The following is a 16,301-nucleotide window of genomic DNA, read 5'->3' as shown; positions in this document are numbered from 1 at the left end:
CCGCCCTGACCGCGAGCGGGCTCGCCCGGCGAATCCCTCGCGCGAACGCGCCCTATCGTGCAAGATGGGCACGAGACACGCCGCGACAGAACGTGTGACGTGCCGTGGAAACCGCCCTGGTGAGGACGTTGGGGAAGACGAAACCTCGACCTAGGGAGGCAGACATGGCCGGTGCCATCACCCGCGGTGTTCTTTACGTGCACTCAGCACCGCGTGCTCTGTGCCCGCACATGGAGTGGGCCGCGGGCAACGTCCTGGGCGTGCGCGTGTCCCTCGACTGGACCGAGCAGCCCGCCGCGCGAGGGCTCTACCGTGCCGAGTACTCGTGGCAGGGTCCGCAGGGCACGGGCGCGAAGCTCGCGTCCGCACTCCGCGGCTGGTCCCACATGCGGTACGAGGTCACGGAGGAGCCGAGCCACGGCGTCGACGGCGGCCGGTGGTCCCACACGCCCGACCTCGGCATCTTCTACGCCGTGACGGACGTGCACGGGAACATCGTCGTGCCGGAGGACCGCATCCGCGCCGCGCTCGACCATGTGAGCGAGCCCCGGGCGATGCGCGACGCGCTGCACCTCGCGCTCGGCAAGGCGTGGGACGACGAGCTCGAGCCCTTCCGCTACGCCGGCGCCGGGGCGCCCGTGCGCTGGCTGCACCGCGTCGGCTGACGTCGCGCGCCGACTCTTCGCGCTGCACGACGAGGGCGCCTGCCGGGACCATCCCCCCGGCAGGCGCCCTCGGTCGTGGTGGGCCTAGCCGTTGGGGTCACTGTCCTGTCCTTCCGCTCGTCTGCCTCGGGCGTGTGGCGTGACCGAGGTCACGGCACGCCGCAAGGGTCGGCGATGGGACGAACGTGCGCTCAGTGAGTGACGGCCGCAGCGGGGTGAATCTTCCGGCGTGCAGCGAGACGCTGACAGGAGGTCCGCATTCACCTGGTCTTGTGACGACAAAACGGATGGGTGAATCCCGCACGATCTGGACAACTGTCCACCTCAGCCCACCGAGATGCTCTTGTCCGAGCCAAGGGCATACGGCACGACGGAGCCCCGCGGCGGCCGCTGAGCGGCCACTACGGGGCTCCGTCTGGTGACTCAGACGCTCGTCACGGCGAGGGCGACGTTGTGCCCGCCGAAGCCGAAGGAGTTGTTGATCGCGACGACGTCGCCCGGCGGGAGCTCAGCAGGGGTGTCGCGCACGAGGGGCACCTGCAGCTCGGGGTCCGGGTTCGTGACGTTGATCGTCGGGGGAGCGAGGCGCTCGGACACGGCCTTGATGGTGAAGATCGACTCGAGCGCACCGGCACCGCCGAGGAGGTGACCGGTCATCGACTTGGTCGCCGACAGCAGGACGTGGTCGGCGTCGTCGCCCAGGAGCGTGCGGATCGAACGCGTCTCGGTGAGGTCGCCGACCTTCGTCGAGGTCGCGTGGGCGTTGACGTGCACGACGTCGCGGCCCGTCACGCCGGCCTCCTCGAGCGCTCGGCGCATCGCGGCGACCTGGCCGCGGCCGTCGGGGTCCGGAGAGGTGATGTGGTACGCGTCGGACGAGAGCCCGACGCCCGCGAGCCGTGCGTAGACGCGCGCACCGCGGGCGGCGGCGTGCTCGGCGCTCTCCAGCACGACGACGCCCGAGCCCTCGCCGATGACGAAGCCGTCGCGGTCGACGTCGTACGGGCGCGACGCGCCCTGCGGGTCGTCGTTGCGGAGCGAGAGCGTGCGCGACGCGGCGAAGGCCGCGATCGGCATCGGGTGGATGGTCGCCTCCGTTCCGCCCGCGACGACGACGTCCGCGCGGCCGGCGCGGATCATGTCGACGCCGTAGCCGATCGCCTCGGCACCGGACGCGCACGCGGACACGAGGGCGTGGGCCCCGGCGCGTGCACCGAGCTCGAGCGAGACGTACGCGGTGGGGGAGTTCGGCATGAGCATGGGGACGGTCATGGGCAGCATGCGGCGGGCACCGCGCTCGCGCAGCGTGTCCCAGCCGTCGAGCGTCGTCCAGATGCCGCCGATGCCGGACGACACCACGGTGCCGAGCCGGTCGCCGTCGACCTCGGGGCTGCCCGCGTCGGCCCAGGCCTCGCGCGCCGCGATGATCGCGTACTGCGTGGACGGGTCCATGCGCTTGATCTCGGGGCGAGCGAGCACCTCGGCAGGGTCGACCTTGATGGTCGCAGCGAACGTCACCGGGATCTCGTAGCGCTCGGCCCAGTCGTTCTCGAGGGTGCGCGCCCCGGACTCGCCGGCGAGGGCGGCGGCCCAGGTCGTGGGCACGTCCCCGCCCAGCGGCGTGGTGGCCCCGAGACCGGTGACGACGACTTCAGTGACGGCGGGCATGGATGCTCCTCGGTGGGTTGCGGCGGGGGCGGAGGGCGGACGGGCCGGCGGGTGACGCCGGCCCGTCCGCGGGCCTGCGGGGCAGGCCGGGCCTGCTCAGGCCTGGGCGCCCGTGATGTAGGACACGGCGTCGCCGACCGTCGTGAGGTTCTTGACCTCGTCGTCCGGGATGCGGACGCCGAACTTGTCCTCGGCGTGCGTGACGATCGTCATCATCGACAGCGAGTCGATGTCGAGGTCGTCGGTGAAGGACTTCTCGAGCGCGACGGCGTCGGTGGGCAGACCCGTCTCCTCGGCGACGATCTCGGCGAGGCCGGCGAGGACTTCCTGCTCGGTGTAGGCCATGGTTTCTCCTTGTCGTGGGGCCGGCGGCGACCGGTCCCGGTGGCGGTTCCCAGGACTTGCGTCCCGGGGTGGTGCGGTACGTGGTGCGTGCGACGGACAGGTCCGCCGACGGCTTCGGTCGTCCCGTCCGTGAGGCGGTGCGGCCGTCCGTCCAGGGGTGATTCTCCCCTACGGCAGGACGACCACCTGCGCGGCGTAGACGAGGCCCGCGCCGAAGCCGATCTGGAGCGCGAGGTCGCCCGAGCGGGCCTGCCCCTCGTCGAGCAGCCGTCGGGTCGCGAGCGGGATGGACGCCGCCGAGGTGTTGCCCGTCTCGGCGATGTCGCGGGCGACCGCGACGGTCTCGGGGAGCTGGAGCTGCTTGACGAGCTGGTCGATGATGCGCATGTTCGCCTGGTGCGGCACGAACGCGCCGATGTCACCCGGCGTGACGCCGGCCTCGGCCATGGCCTTGGCCGCGACGGGCGCCATCTGGAACGCCGCCCACTTGAACACGCTCTGCCCGTCCTGGCGCAGCGTGGGCCAGCCGAGCGAGGGGTCGGCGCGCAGGTCGGACCACGCGTGCGTCTGCCGGATCGCCTGCGCCTTGCCGCCGTCGGAGCCCCACACCGTCGGGCCGATCCCCGGGGTGTCGGACGGCCCGACGATCGCGGCACCGGCTCCGTCGCCTAGGAGGAACGAGATGGACCGATCGGTCGGGTCGACGAAGTCGCTCATCTTCTCGGCACCGACGACGAGCACGTGCGTCGCCGCGCCGGCACGCACGAGCGCGTCGGCCTGGGCGATCGCGTAGGCGTACCCCGCGCACGCGGCCGACACGTCGAACGCCGCGGCCGGCGTCGCGCCGAGCCGTTCCGCGAGGACCGCTGCCGCGGCCGGCGTCTGGTGGAAGTACGTCACGGTGGAGACGATGACGGCGTCGATCTCCGAGCCCTGCAGGCCCGCGCGCGCGAGCGCGTCGCGCGCCGCGGCCTCGGACAGGTCGAGCACGTCGACGTCGGCTCCCGCGCGGCGGCGCGTGACGATGCCTGTGCGCTGGCGGATCCACTCGTCGGAGGAGTCGATCGGCCCGGCGATGTCGTCGTTCGTGACGACGTTCTCGCCACGGACCCCGCCGATCGCGAGGAGGCGCGAGTAGGCCGGGCCCGTGGCCTGGCGCAGCGTCGCGCTCACGCGTCGACCGCCCCGGTGGCCTCGGCGGAGACGCCGGTCGCGCCGCCAACCACCGAGTGACGGGCGACGAGATCGCGCGCCGCCGCGACATCGTCGGGCGACTTCACGGCGACGGACTCCACACCCTTGAGCGAGCGGCGGGCGAGCCCGGTGAGCACGCCCCCCGGGGCGAGCTCGAGGACCGCGGTGACCCCGAGCTCGGCGAGCGTCTCCTGGCACAGGTCCCAGCGCACGGGCGCCGCGATCTGCGCGGTGAGGCGCCGGACGACGTCGCGAGCCTTGCCGTACGCGCTGCCCTCGATGTCGATCGTCCCGTACGGCTCGCCGTCGGCGTTCGACAGGAACGGCAGGCGGGGGTCGGAGACGTCCCACGACGCCGCGACCGGCTCGAACTGCTCGAGCGCCGGCTGCATGAACGGCGTGTGGAACGCGCCGGCGACCTGGAGCGGGATGACGCGCGCCTTCGCGGGCGGGTTCTCGGCGAGGGCGGCGAGGTGGTCGAGCGCGCCGGCCGCGACGACCTGGCCGCCGCCGTTGACGTTCGCGGGCCACAGGTGGGCGGCCTCGATCGCGGCGAGCACCTCCTCGGGGTCGCCGCCGACGACGGCGCTCATCCCGGTCGGGGTGGCCGCGGCCGCCTCGGCCATGGCCCGCGCCCGGTGGGCCACGAGCCCGACGGCGCCCGTGTCGGTGAGCGCGCCCGCGACCGCGGCGGCGGCGAGCTCGCCGACCGAGTGGCCCGCCGTGACGTCCACGACCTCGGTCGTGTCGCGGCCGTCGAGGATCGCCCGCAGCGCGACGAGCGACGAGGCCACGATGAGCGGCTGCGCGACCGCGGTGTCGCGGATCGTGTCGGCGTCGGAGGCGGTGCCGTGTGCGCGCAGGTCGAGGCCGGCGGCCTCGCCGAACGCGGCGACCTGGTCGGCGACGCCGGGCAGCTCGAGCCAGGGAGCGAGCATTCCGGGGGACTGGGAGCCCTGTCCAGGGCACAAGACGGCGAGCACCCGTCAACTGTGCCAACCGCACGGCCGTGCACCACGTCACGACCCGCACCAACCTTGTCGAGGGGGTTTGTGTCGAACCTACAAGCAGCTGCCGTCGCTCAGCGTGTCGTGGCGAGCTGGCCGAGGGCGAGCGCGACCTGCAGGACGAACGACTCGCGCGCGTCGAGCGGGTCCCAGCCCGTGATCTCGGAGACCTTGCGCAGGCGGTACCGCACCGTGTTGGGGTGCACGTAGAGCGAGCGCGCCGCGGCCTCGAGCGAGCGACCCGTGCCGAGGTAGGCGGAGAGCGTCTCGAGCACCGATCCTGTCGCCTCGGCGAGCGGCCGGTACGCCTGCGCGACGAGCGTGCGGCGCGCCGTCGTGTCCCCGGTGAGCACTCGCTCGGGCAGCAGGTCGTCGGCGAGGACGGGGCGCGGCGCCTGGGGCCAGGCCGGCGCCGCGCGCAGGCCGGCGAGCGCCGCCTGCGCGGAGCGTGCCGCCTCGTCCAGGCCCGGCACCGTGGGCCCGATGACGACCGGACCGGGACCGAACCGGGGCAGGAGCGACGCGGCGGCGGCCTGGAGGTCGCCCTCGCCGCCGAGCACCAGCACGAGCCGGTCGCCGTGGATGCCCACGAGCGCGTCGCCCGCGGCGCGGCGCGTCGCGCGCCGCAGCTCGGCGGTGCGGACCTCGTCGAGGGTCGCGGCGATGGTCCCCGCGACGACCAGCGTCGACCCGTGCCCGCCCCACCCGAGAGCCGAGACCCGCGAGCGCAGCGAGTCGTCGCCGTCGCCGCGGATGAGGGCGTCCACCACGAGGGCCTCGAGGCGCGCGTCCCACGCCCCGCGCACCTCGGCCGCCCGCGCGTAGACCTCCGCCGCCGAGAACGCGACCTCGCGCGAGTAGCGCAGGACGGCCTCGCGCAGGTCTCGCTCGCCGCCCGGTGCTGCGAGCTGGGCCGAGTGCGTCTCGACCACCTCGACGACGATCCGGACGAGCTGGAGCGTGTTCTGCAACGAGATCGACCGCGTCAGCTCGGGCGGCGCGGCCGCGAAGATGTCGCTCACGCCGTGCGGTGGCGCGAAGGGGTCGGCGTACCAGGTGACGAACGCCGTGATGCCGGACTGCGCGACGAGACCTACGTACGAACGGTCCTCCGCGGGGAGGTCGCGGTACCACGGGAGCTCCTCGTCCAGGCGGCGCAGGGCCGCGGACATGAGGAGCCCGCTGCCGTCGCGCAGGCGCTGGAGATTGTCCGCGTTGCCCGGACCCCCGGTCGGGGCGGGCGCGCTCGCGGGGGTCCTCGGGGTCGCCGTCACGCGCCGAGCATACGGGTCGCGGTTGTGGACAGTCCACAAACCGCCGGTTCCTCGCGGGCTGTGAAGGTGCCGGGGCCGGGTGAGCGTCCGGGCGACCCGCTAGGGTCGAGTCATGGCCCTCATGCCCCGACTTCGACAGCTCATGCGCCGGCCGACGTCCGCGTCGACAGTGGGCACGCGCCGCCCGAGGTCGGGGGAGAAGCGCGGCGACACGGTGCACGAGGACGCGCTGCGCGCGATGCTCGTGGACGACCCGAACGACGAACGGGCGTTCCGGGCGCTCGCCGAGCTCGTGCGGCGACGAGCCGCCGAGGGCCCGACGAACGACGACCCGCTCGCCGCCCCGGTGGACGAGAGCGAGAAGCAGCGGGCCGCCGACCTCGCGGTCTGGGCGCTCGCCGAGGAGCTCGCGGGCCATCCCCGGGGCTGGTACGCGCTCGTCGAGCTGGGCCGCCTGTCGCTCGACGACGACCAGGAGTCCGCGCTGCGCCGCTTCGCGACGGCCGCGGAGCGCGACCCGACCGGACGCGCGCTCGCGCAGTCCATGGAGGTGCTGCGTGCCGCGGGGCTCCCCGCCGAGGCGCTGGGGCTCGGGGTCGGGCACTGGCGTGCACGCGAGCACGACCCGGAGGTCGGCCGTCAGCTCGTGCTCGCGGCGATCGAGGCCGACCGACCCCTGGAGGCGCGTCAGCACCTCGAGTCGCTGGCCGCGTACGCCGACCCGGAGGCGTTCGCACCGCTGCGCGCGGACCTCGAGCGCGCCGTCGCGCAGGCGGACCAGCACCGCGCCGGGACCTGACACCCCGCCCTCTCACGACGGCGGCCGGTCACCTCCGCGAGGAGGTGACCGGCCGCCGTCGTACCGGGTGGGCGAGGGTCAGGACTCGCCGCCCGCGTTGCCGGACGTACCGGCGGTGATGTCCATGAGGCGGTACTTCTCGATCGCCTTGGCCGACGCGTCGGCGGGCACCTTGCCCTGCTTGGCGAGGGCTTGCAGCGTCCGCACCACGACGGACGGGCCGTCGATCTTGAAGTGCCGGCGCGCGGCGGCGCGCGTGTCGGAGAAGCCGAACCCGTCGGCGCCGAGCACCGCGTAGTCGCCCGGGACCCACTGGCGGATCTGGTCGGGCACGAGGTGGTCGTAGTCGCTCGTCGCGACGAACGGCCCCTCGGCGCCCTGGAGCTTCGCGGTGACGTACGGGACGCGCGCCTCCTGGTCAGGGTTGAGGAACGCCTCCTGCTCGGCGGCCAGGCCGTCGCGGCGCAGCTCGTTCCAGCTCGTCACGCTCCACACGTCGGCCGACACGCCCCAGTCCTCCTTGAGGAGCTGCTGCGCCTCGAGCGCCCACGGCACGCCCACGCCGGAGGCGAGGAGCTGGGCCTTCGGACCCTCGGCGTCGGAGACCGAGACGCGGTGGATGCCGCGCAGGATGCCCTCGACGTCGACGTCCTCCGGCTCGGTCGGCTGGACCATCGGCTCGTTGTACACCGTGAGGTAGTACATGACGTTCTGGTCGCGGCCGTCCGACCCGTCGCCGTACATGCGCTCGATGCCGTCGCGCACGATGTGGCGGATCTCGTAGCCGTACACCGGGTCGTACTGGACGATCGCGGTGTTCGTGCCGGCGAGGAGCGGCGAGTGGCCGTCCGCGTGCTGCAGGCCCTCGCCCGTGAGCGTCGTGCGGCCCGCGGTCGCGCCGACGATGAACCCGCGCGTGAGCTGGTCGCCCGCCGCCCAGAACTGGTCGCCCGTGCGCTGGAAGCCGAACATCGAGTAGAAGATGTAGAACGGCACCATGACCTCGCCCTGCGTGGCGTAGGACGTGCCGACCGACTGGAACGCGGCGGCGGAGCCGGCCTCGTTGATGCCGGTGTGCATGATCTGCCCGGCCTCGGACTCCTTGTAGCTCAGCATGAGCTCGCGGTCCACGGCGAGGTAGTGCTGGCCCTGGGTGTTGAAGATCTTCGCCGAGGGGAAGATCGAGTCCAGGCCGAAGGTGCGCGCCTCGTCGGGGATGATCGGCACGATGCGCTTGCCGAACTCCTTGTCCTTGATGAGGTCCTTGAGGAGCCGGACGAACGCCATCGTGGAGGCGATCTCCTGCTGGCCCGAGCCCTTCTTGAGGACCTCGTAGGTCTTCTCGCCCGGGAGCGTGACCGGCGCGGGCTTGGAGCGGCGTTCCGGCACGAACCCACCGAGACGGCTGCGGCGGTCCAGCAGGTACTGGATCTCCGGCGCGTCCGGCCCGGGGTGGTAGTACGGGGGCTCGTACGGGCTCGCCTCGAGCTCGGCGTCCGTGATGGGGATGCGCAGCGAGTCGCGCAGGAGCTTGAGGTCGGCCAGGCCGACCTTCTTCATCTGGTGCGTCGCGTTGCGGCCGGCGAAGGTCGAGCCGAGGCCGTAGCCCTTCACGGTGTGCGCGAGGATGACCGTCGGCTGGCCCGTGTGCGCGCGGGCGGCGGAGTAGGCCGCGTACAGCTTGCGGTAGTCGTGCCCGCCGCGCTTGAGGTTCCAGATGTCGTCGTCCGTCATGTTCTCGACGAGCTGCTTCGTCCGCGGGTCGCGGCCGAAGAAGTGCTCACGGATGAACGCGCCGGACTCCGCGCGGTACGTCTGGTAGTCGCCGTCGGGCGTGACGTTCATGAGGTTGACGAGCGCCCGGTCCTTGTCGGCGTTGAGCAGCACGTCCCACTCGCGGCCCCAGATGACCTTGATGACGTTCCAGCCCGCGCCGCGGAACTGCGCCTCGAGCTCCTGGATGATCTTGCCGTTGCCGCGCACGGGGCCGTCGAGGCGCTGCAGGTTGCAGTTGACGACGAACGTCAGGTTGTCGAGCTGCTGCTGCGCCGCGTGCTGGAGCATGCCGCGGCTCTCGGGCTCGTCCATCTCGCCGTCGCCGAGGAACGCCCAGACGTCCTGCTGGCTCGTGTCCTTGATGCCGCGGTTGTGGAGGTACTTGTCCGTCCACGCCTGGTAGATGGCGCTCGCCGGACCGAGGCCCATGGAGACCGTCGGGTACTCCCAGAAGTCGGGCATGAGGCGGGGGTGCGGGTACGACGGCAGGCCGCCGCCCGCGTGCGACTTCTCCTGGCGGAACCCGTCGAGCTGGTCCGCCGAGAGGCGGCCCTCGAGGAAGGCGCGCGCGTACACGCCCGGGGACGCGTGGCCCTGGAAGTAGACCTGGTCGCCGCCGCCCGGGTGGTCCTTGCCGCGGAAGAAGTGGTTGAGCCCCACCTCGTACAGCGTCGCCACCGACGCGTAGGAGGAGATGTGCCCGCCGACGCCGATGCCGGGGCGCTGGGCGCGCGTCACCATGACGGCGGCGTTCCAGCGGATCCAGGAGCGGTAGCGGCGCTCGAGCGCCTCGTCCCCGGGGAAGTAGGGCTCCTCGTGGACACCGATCGTGTTCACGTAGGGAGTCGTCAGCGAGGTCGGGACGGCGACGCTGCGCTCCCGGGCCCTCTTGAGCAGGTTCAGCAGGACGTAGCGGGCACGGGGGCCCCCACGGTCGTCGATCAGGCCGTCGAGGGCCTCGACCCACTCGCCGGTCTCGGCGGGGTCGATGTCCGGTACCTGGCTGAGCAGACCGTTGATCAGCGGTCCGGTCTCGTCGTACGAAGCCACCAGCAACCTCATATCTCGTCGGATGCCGGGCGCCCTGCCGCGCGGTACACGGCAGACACCCGTCTCGGAGCCACTCCGGGCGTGCGGCCGCGGCCGCTGGTGGCGACCGCGCCTCTTCACGAGACCAGGGTGGTCTACCCATTGTGTTCACATCACGCCGGGAAGTCACACCATCGGGTGGTCAAGAGGGCGTGATTTCGGCGACACGAGTACGTCGGGGCCCGGCCGTGAGAGTCTCTGCGAGGCGTCGCGCGGTCGCGTGACGTCGGAGGCGTCCATGGTGGCCGCCTTGCCAAGCACCGCAGGGTCCGGTGGGCTACCTTTGCCAGACACGGCAGGTGGCAGGCACGGACGACGGTCGTCCGGCCGGCCGGACGACCTGGTGGGCTGACGGACGAGGGAAAGGAACGGCACGACTGTGACGGACAGCGCAGGACCCCGCGGGGTGGACCGCCTGGGGTTCGCACCCGGCAACGTGGTGCAGGAGTTCGGGTGGGGGCAGGACGTCGACGACGACCTGCGCGCCGAGCTCGAGGAGCACGTCGGCGGCGAGCTGGTCGACGAGGACTACGACGACGTCACGGACGGCGTGCTCGTGTGGTTCCGCGAGGAGGACGGCGACCTCACGGACCTCCTCGTGGACGTCCAGACGGTCCTCGACGACGGCGGCCTCATCTGGGTGCTCACGCCCAAGCCCGGACGCCCGGGCCACGTGGGGCACAACGACATCCAGGAGGCCGCGACCACGGCGGGGCTGCACGCGACGAGCACGCTCTCGATCGCACCCGACTGGTCGGCCACCAAGCTCGGGACGCGTGGTCGTGGTCGCTGACGACGCACCCGCGTCGTCCGCCAGCCTCACGCCTCGCCCGGGGGACCCGGCTCCCGACTTCACACTGCCGGACACGCACGGCACCCCGGTCCACCTGGCCGACCTCCGTGGTGGACCGGTGCTGCTCGTCTTCTACCCGTTCGCGTTCTCCGGGATCTGCACGGGCGAGCTCTGCGAGCTGCGCGACAACGTCGAGGACTTCGAGGCCGCGGGCGTCACGCTCCTCGGGATCTCGTGCGACTCGGTCTTCGCGCAGAAGGCCTGGGCCGCCCAGGAGGGCTTCGAGTTCGACCTCCTCTCCGACTTCTGGCCCCACGGCGACGTCGCCCGGGCCTACGGCGTGCTCGACGAGGAGAACGGGCTCGCGCTGCGCGGGTCGTTCCTGCTCGACGCCGACGGGATCGTGCGCTGGTCCGTCGTCAACCCGCGGGGGCAGCGCCGCGACCTCGACGGTTACCGGCGCGCTCTGGAGCAGCTCTGAGCCGGTAGGCTGTGCACCGCTGTTCCGGGGCCTGTAGCTCAGCTGGTCAGAGCGCCACGCTTACACCGTGGATGTCGGGGGTTCGAGTCCCTCCGGGCCCACCACCCTTACCCTCACCCTCGTGCCCGGCCGGTCGATCGACGGCGGTTGTCGGGTCGGTCGCCACGAGCGGCGCCCCCGTCGAGGGCGCGAGTCCCGCGACGAGCAGCGAGTGGAAGTAGGGCCAGCGTCCGGGGTCGCCGGTCGCGCAGGCGCCCTGGTACGCGGCGGTCATGAGGCCGACCACGTCCCGGCCCGTGAGCCCCGCGCGGGCCTGACCGGAGTCCACCGCACGGCGGGCGAGGAGCTCGGCGATCTGCTCGAGCCGTTCCCGTCGGTCGACGAGGCCCGGGACGGTGAGCTCGGCGGACGCCGCGACCTGGCAGAAGGCGCGGTCGCGCGCCTGCAGTGCGGTCCCGGCGGCGACGAACTCGCTCAGCGCGGCCATCGGGTCGGGCGCCTCGAGCAGCTCCTCGGCCCGCTCGGCGAGACCGTCCACGAGCCGGGCGACGACGACCGCCACGAGCTCCTCCTTGGACGCGAAGTGCCGGAAGACGGTGCCCTTGGCGACCCCCGCGCTCTCGGCGATCTCCGCCACCGACGCGTCGAGGCCCGAGTCCGCCAGCACCGTCGCCGCGGCCTCCACGAGTGCCTCGCGGTTGCGCTGGGCGTCTGCCCGCACCTCGACCACCTCCTTCGCGGACGCTACCACGAACATGACCGGCGAGTCATTTTCCGTGGTAGCGTGCATGAAGGTGACCGCATGGTCATCTTCTACCGGGAGGAGCACGACATGGACATGACAGGTCGCCGGGCGCTGGTGGTGGGGGCGTCGTCGGGAATCGGCGCAGCGATCAGCCTGGCTCTCGCCGGCGCCGGAGCGCGGGTCGTCGCGGCGGGGCGGCGCGTCGACCGCCTCGAGGAGGTCGCGTCCCAGGCCCAGGAGCTGCCGGGGGTCGTGATGCCGCTCGCCCTCGACGTCGCCGACGCGGAGTCCGCACGTGCCGGCGTCGCGGCCGCGGCCAGGATCCTCGGAGGGCTCGACGTCGTCGTCAACAACGCCGGGATCATGCTCTCGTCCACCGTGCAGGCGGCCGACCCCGCCGAGTGGGAACGGATGACGCGCACGAACCTGCTCGGCACCCTGCACGTGTCGCACGCCGCGCTGCCGCACCTCGTGGCGAGCCGCGGGACCCTCGTGCAGACCTCCTCGACGTCGGGCCGCTCCGCGTCGGCCGGCTCGGGCGTCTACGCGGCGACCAAGCACGGTGTCAACGCGTTCTCCGAGGCGCTGCGCCAGGAGGTCGCCCCTCAGGGCGTGCGCGTGGTCGTCGTCGAGCCCGGCATGGTCGACACGGAGCTCGCCAGCCATCTGTCGGACCCCGCGATGCGCACCCTCGCCGCGCAGATGGCCGGGGAGATCCGCGTCCTGGACCCCCAGGACGTCGCCGACGCCGTGCTCTTCGCGGTGACCCGCCCACCGCACGTGTCCGTCAACGAGATCCTGATCCGACCGACAGAGCAGGTCCGATGACGGCGGGCGTGCTCCGGCGGGCCAGGAGCGTCTCCAGCGCGCCGACCTCCCCCTCCCTCGCCGCGGTGAGGAAGGCGGTCAGGAGGTGTCGGTGCTCCGTGGGTTCGACGACGGCCCGCACCGGGCCGCACGCGATCCGGGGTGCCGCCCGGCGGACGAGCTGTCGCGCGTTGACGACGCTGGTGCGCAGGAGGCGTGCGATCTCGTCGTAGGGATAGTCGAAGACCCGTCGGAGCAGGTAGGCAGCCAGCTCGCCGCCCGACAGACGTCCCAGGAGCAGGCCGAGCGCGTCGGTGACGGCGGCGGTCTCGTCGGCCCGGACGGCGGGGTCCGTGCGGGTGTCGGCAGGCCTCGCGGCCTGCACGTCCCCCGGGCACTCGTGGCGGCGGCTGGCGGACCGGACGACGTTGATCGCCAGCCGGGTCGTCGTGGTGGTCAGGAACGCCTCGGGGTTCCTCACCTCGGCCCGGTCCGTGCGCTGCCACCGCAGCCAGGCCTCCTGGACCACGTCCTCCGCGGCGGAGGCGTCGCCGCCCGTCACCCGGCAGGCGATGCGGAACAGCCGCGCCCGCTGCGTCGAGAAGAACGCCCCGGCGCCCTCCAGGCCACCGTCGGGAGGGCCGAGGGCGCCGGGCTCGGGCGTCGTGCGGGTGGTCTCGATCGTCGGCGCGTCCATGGCGACTCCTTCGGTGGCCGCCGCCCCGGGAGGGCGACGTACCCACCGTCCGCCGCTGCGCCGCCCGTCGCGCCACGCAGGTCCGTGGTCCGGTGCGTGGTGAGTCCGTGGGACGACGCCGAGAGACGCGCGACACCGTGCTCAGCCGACCGCGGTCGCGCCACCTGCCCCGACGACGGCGCCCTGGGTCCCCAGCGCGTGGACGAGCTCCCTGCGGGAGCCGATCCCGAGCTTCGTGTAGACCTTGCGCAGGTGCCACTCGACCGTGTGCGGACTGAGGAAGAGCTGAGCAGCGATGCTCGGGTTCGTCATCCCGTCGGCCGCCAGCGCGGCGATCTGAGCCTCCTGCGGGGTGAGCCGGGACGTCGTCGTCGCGTCCCGTGCACGGACCTTGGCCCCGGTGGCGAGCAGCTCCCGCCGCGCCCGCTCCGCGAAGGCCACGGCGGGCATCGACACGAACCGGTCGTGGGCCGTGCGCAGCTGCTCCCTCGCGGCGCCCCGCCGACCTTCCCGGCGCAGCCACTCGCCGTAGAGCAGATGGGTGCGCGCGACCTCCGCGGCCACGCCGTCCTGGCCCAGGTGCTCGATGGCGGTGCGGTAGAGGCGGTCGGCCTCGTCGCCCTCGCTCAGGAGCGCCCGGCACCGTGCCCTGATCCCGCGTGCCCACCCGGTGTCGGCGGCACGGGTGAGCGCGTCGAGACGGGCGGAGGAGGCCGCCGCCTGGTCGAGCTCGCCGCAGCGCACGGCCGCCTCGACGTTCTCGATCAGCGCCAGGCCGACGAAGTTGAACCCGTCCTCGTCGATCACGGCGCGAGAGGCGGCGAGGGCCTCGTCGTACCGGGCCAGCCCGTTGTAGAGGACGCCCTGGACGTAGCCCGTGACGGCGAGCAGCGACGCCTCACCGCCCTTCGTCGCCCGGCTCCGCGCCTCGTCGAAGAGAGCGGTGGCCGGCCCCTCCTCGCCCCGCCACGCCGTCAGGACGAGGGACGCGTAGGCGAACGGAGCGTTGCCGGCCGCCGCCGCGATCGCGTCGGCCTCGTCGATCTTACGGGCCGCTCCGGCGAAGTCGCCGTGGAAGACGTCGACGCCGGCCGTGTAGACGAGCGAGGGCGGCAGCACGCCCAGCGCGCCGATGTCACGGGCGAGACGCACCGCGCGCGCGGAGATCCGGTCCCAGGCGGTGAAGTCCCATGCGTGGTGGAAGAACGCCTCCAGCGCGACCGGAGCCAGCAGGAGCCACCGCATCGTGGCCTCCGGACCGACCAGCTCCTCGTGCGCGAAAGGCTCGAGCGCGGCCCGGATCGCCTCGACCCCCCGCTCTGGACCGTCCGCCAGGAGCGTCGCGATCGCGTCGAGCACGGCGTCCGAGGGGCCGGAGCCCGGCAGCGTCGCGCCGAGACCGCGCGCCGCTGTCGCCACCGCCGCGACCCCCGCGGGGCCGCCGACCCGGCCGGAGAACACCGCCGCGCTGATCGCCTCGAGGAAGGTCTCCCGGGCCAGGGGTGAGCCTGCCGCAGCCAGGCCGGCAGCGGCGTCCAGCAGGAGCGGCGCCGCCTCCTCGCTCCGGCTGCGCGCGAAGAGCACGCGGGCACGAAGACGGTTCACACGGGCGCGGTCCGGCGGGTCGAGCGGGCAGAGGTCGGCCACGGTCGCCATCGCCGTCGCGCGGTCGGGAGCCGCCGCCGAGAAGTGCGCCTCGGCCGCGGCCAGGGCACGGCGCCCGCGCCGTCGCGCATCCGGCGTGAGATCGGCGGCGCGCTCGAGCAGCACCGCCTCGGCGGCCATGCCGCCGCGCCGCCTCGCGCGGTCCGCCGCCCGCACGAGGCCTTCCGCGACCTCCTCGTCGTGGCCCTCGCACGCCTCCGCGGCGTGCCAGGCACGCCGGTCGGGCTCGTGGACCGGGTCGGTCGCCGAGGCGAGGGCACGGTGGACCTCACGGCGCTCCGCCGGGCTCGCGGCGCGGTAGACCGCCGACCGGGCGAGCGGGTGGCGGAACCTCACGGACTCGCCGAACTCGATGAGGCCGGCCGCCTTGGCGGGTGCGGCGTCGGGGACGACGCCCAGGTGCTCGGTCGCCCGCAGCAGGAGCCGCGTGTCTCCGACGGGTTCCGCAGCGGCCACCAGCAGGAGGGTGCGGGTAGCGGGGGGAAGCACTCCCAGGCGGCGGGCGAAGTCCTCCTCGACGCGGTCCGGGACCGATCCAGCCGCGGACGCGTCCAGGCCGTACGCGAGCTCGGCGGCCTTGCGTCCCCGGTAGAGCTCCAGGAGGGCGAGCGGGTTCCCGCCGGTCTCCGCGACGAGCCGGTCCCGCACGCGCGCCTCCAGCCGCCCGTCGACGGCCGAGTCGAGCAGCTCGCCGGCCGACGTCCGGTCGAGACCGTCGACCCGCAGCTCGTCGAGCCCGGTCAGCGCCGTCGCCCCCTCGGGGTCGCGCACCGCGGCCACCATCGCGACGGACTCGGCCAGGAGGCGCCTGGCGACGAACTCGAGCGTGCGCAGGGACGCCTGGTCCAGCCACTGCGCGTCGTCGACGAGGACGAGCACGGGCCGCGCCTCCGACGCGTGGGTGAGCAGGGTCAGCACCGCCAGGCCGACCAGGAACCGGGCGGGCGGCTCTCCCGTGGCCGTCCCGCAGGCCACCTCCAGGGCGTCGCGCTGCGGGTCGGGGAGCCGGCCGACCTCGCCGAGGAAAGGGGCGCAGAGCTGCTGCAGGCCGGCGTACGCCAGCTCCATGTCCGCCTCGAACCCCGTCGCGCGCGTCACGGTGACGCCCGACGCCTGAGCCGCGACGTAGTCGAGCAGCACGGACTTGCCGACCCCTGCTCCGCCGCGCAGCACGCGCACCGCCGAGGACCCTCGGCTCAGGCTCCCGAGCACCTCGTCGAGCGCCGCACGCTCGCTGCCGCGTCCGACCAGGTGGGGCAGAGGGTTCGTGCTCATCGGACTCCTGGGCTCCCGGGG

Annotated in this window: 13 protein-coding genes, 1 tRNA gene and 1 pseudogene; 6 read left to right on the top strand and 9 right to left on the bottom strand. The window is 73.5% G+C overall.

Annotated elements, in window-relative coordinates:
- Nucleotides 1-164 precede the first annotated feature (164 nt).
- On the top strand, nucleotides 165-665 hold the full coding sequence (locus ACMXGY_RS13015; RefSeq protein WP_483773414.1) for a DUF3145 domain-containing protein: 501 nt from the start codon (nucleotides 165-167) through the stop codon (nucleotides 663-665).
- A 423-nt stretch (nucleotides 666-1,088) separates the two neighbouring features.
- Here the strand turns inward: ACMXGY_RS13015 and ACMXGY_RS13010 are convergent, their stop codons facing one another.
- From ACMXGY_RS13010 to ACMXGY_RS12990, 5 genes are all read right to left on the bottom strand, one after another.
- Entirely contained in the window at nucleotides 1,089-2,333 is a 1,245-nt protein-coding gene (locus ACMXGY_RS13010) for a beta-ketoacyl-[acyl-carrier-protein] synthase family protein (RefSeq protein ID WP_483773413.1), read from the bottom strand.
- A 96-nt stretch (nucleotides 2,334-2,429) separates the two neighbouring features.
- Nucleotides 2,430-2,678 (bottom strand): acyl carrier protein, encoded by a 249-nt coding sequence (locus ACMXGY_RS13005; protein ID WP_415296325.1) that lies wholly within the window; start codon nucleotides 2,676-2,678, stop codon nucleotides 2,430-2,432.
- A gap of 168 nt (nucleotides 2,679-2,846) precedes the next feature.
- A complete protein-coding gene (locus ACMXGY_RS13000; protein ID WP_483773412.1) occupies nucleotides 2,847-3,851 on the bottom strand; it encodes a beta-ketoacyl-ACP synthase III in 1,005 nt (334 codons plus the stop codon).
- Nucleotides 3,848-4,855 (bottom strand): ACP S-malonyltransferase, encoded by a 1,008-nt coding sequence (locus ACMXGY_RS12995; protein ID WP_483773411.1) that lies wholly within the window; start codon nucleotides 4,853-4,855, stop codon nucleotides 3,848-3,850. Before ACMXGY_RS12995 ends, ACMXGY_RS13000 begins: the two co-directional genes overlap by 4 nt.
- 98 nt (nucleotides 4,856-4,953) lie before the next feature.
- On the bottom strand, nucleotides 4,954-6,153 hold the full coding sequence (locus ACMXGY_RS12990; protein WP_483773410.1) for a PucR family transcriptional regulator: 1,200 nt from the start codon (nucleotides 6,151-6,153) through the stop codon (nucleotides 4,954-4,956).
- Nucleotides 6,154-6,265: 112 nt separating this feature from the next.
- Between ACMXGY_RS12990 and ACMXGY_RS12985 the strand changes: the two genes are divergently transcribed.
- On the top strand, nucleotides 6,266-6,952 hold the full coding sequence (locus ACMXGY_RS12985) for a hypothetical protein (RefSeq protein WP_483773409.1): 687 nt from the start codon (nucleotides 6,266-6,268) through the stop codon (nucleotides 6,950-6,952).
- A gap of 78 nt (nucleotides 6,953-7,030) precedes the next feature.
- Here ACMXGY_RS12985 and aceE read toward each other — a convergent pair whose 3' ends face one another.
- On the bottom strand, nucleotides 7,031-9,778 hold the full coding sequence (aceE, locus tag ACMXGY_RS12980; RefSeq protein WP_483773408.1) for a pyruvate dehydrogenase (acetyl-transferring), homodimeric type: 2,748 nt from the start codon (nucleotides 9,776-9,778) through the stop codon (nucleotides 7,031-7,033).
- A gap of 445 nt (nucleotides 9,779-10,223) precedes the next feature.
- Between aceE and ACMXGY_RS12975 the strand changes: the two genes are divergently transcribed.
- From ACMXGY_RS12975 to ACMXGY_RS12965, 3 genes are all read left to right on the top strand, one after another.
- A complete protein-coding gene (locus tag ACMXGY_RS12975; protein WP_483773407.1) occupies nucleotides 10,224-10,610 on the top strand; it encodes a DUF3052 domain-containing protein in 387 nt (128 codons plus the stop codon).
- Nucleotides 10,594-11,091 (top strand): peroxiredoxin, encoded by a 498-nt coding sequence (locus ACMXGY_RS12970; RefSeq protein WP_483773406.1) that lies wholly within the window; start codon nucleotides 10,594-10,596, stop codon nucleotides 11,089-11,091. Before ACMXGY_RS12975 ends, ACMXGY_RS12970 begins: the two co-directional genes overlap by 17 nt.
- 27 nt (nucleotides 11,092-11,118) lie before the next feature.
- Nucleotides 11,119-11,195 (top strand) — tRNA-Val (locus ACMXGY_RS12965).
- A 464-nt stretch (nucleotides 11,196-11,659) separates the two neighbouring features.
- Here the strand turns inward: ACMXGY_RS12965 and ACMXGY_RS12960 are convergent.
- Nucleotides 11,660-11,848, bottom strand: a pseudogene (locus tag ACMXGY_RS12960) (TetR family transcriptional regulator); the annotation flags it as partial.
- A 45-nt stretch (nucleotides 11,849-11,893) separates the two neighbouring features.
- Between ACMXGY_RS12960 and ACMXGY_RS12955 the strand changes: the two are divergent.
- Nucleotides 11,894-12,664, top strand: coding sequence for an SDR family NAD(P)-dependent oxidoreductase (locus tag ACMXGY_RS12955; protein WP_483773405.1), 771 nt, complete (start codon nucleotides 11,894-11,896; stop codon nucleotides 12,662-12,664).
- On the opposite strand, the gene ACMXGY_RS12950 is transcribed toward ACMXGY_RS12955, so the two are convergent.
- Both ACMXGY_RS12950 and ACMXGY_RS12945 read right to left on the bottom strand, forming a co-directional pair.
- On the bottom strand, nucleotides 12,624-13,340 hold the full coding sequence (locus ACMXGY_RS12950; protein WP_483773404.1) for a sigma factor: 717 nt from the start codon (nucleotides 13,338-13,340) through the stop codon (nucleotides 12,624-12,626). The two genes, ACMXGY_RS12955 and ACMXGY_RS12950, sit on opposite strands and share 41 nt — an antisense overlap.
- A 141-nt stretch (nucleotides 13,341-13,481) precedes the next feature.
- Nucleotides 13,482-16,280 carry a helix-turn-helix transcriptional regulator gene (locus tag ACMXGY_RS12945; protein WP_483773403.1) on the bottom strand — a complete coding sequence of 933 codons (2,799 nt, stop codon included), beginning with the start codon at nucleotides 16,278-16,280 and terminating at the stop codon, nucleotides 13,482-13,484.
- Nucleotides 16,281-16,301 lie beyond the last annotated feature (21 nt).

Source organism: Cellulosimicrobium sp. G4 BAM 1002 (assembly GCF_057126935.1).
This window is presented reverse-complemented; position numbering and strand designations above follow the sequence as displayed.

Coding starts and splice junctions, on each gene's coding strand:
- ACMXGY_RS13015 (WP_483773414.1), top strand. CDS start 165: ATGGCCGGTGCCATCACCCGCGGTGTTCTTTACGTGCACTCAGCACCG.
- ACMXGY_RS13010 (WP_483773413.1), bottom strand. CDS start 2,333: ATGCCCGCCGTCACTGAAGTCGTCGTCACCGGTCTCGGGGCCACCACG.
- ACMXGY_RS13005 (WP_415296325.1), bottom strand. CDS start 2,678: ATGGCCTACACCGAGCAGGAAGTCCTCGCCGGCCTCGCCGAGATCGTC.
- ACMXGY_RS12985 (WP_483773409.1), top strand. CDS start 6,266: ATGGCCCTCATGCCCCGACTTCGACAGCTCATGCGCCGGCCGACGTCC.
- ACMXGY_RS12955 (WP_483773405.1), top strand. CDS start 11,894: ATGGTCATCTTCTACCGGGAGGAGCACGACATGGACATGACAGGTCGC.
- ACMXGY_RS12950 (WP_483773404.1), bottom strand. CDS start 13,340: ATGGACGCGCCGACGATCGAGACCACCCGCACGACGCCCGAGCCCGGC.
- ACMXGY_RS12945 (WP_483773403.1), bottom strand. CDS start 16,280: ATGAGCACGAACCCTCTGCCCCACCTGGTCGGACGCGGCAGCGAGCGT.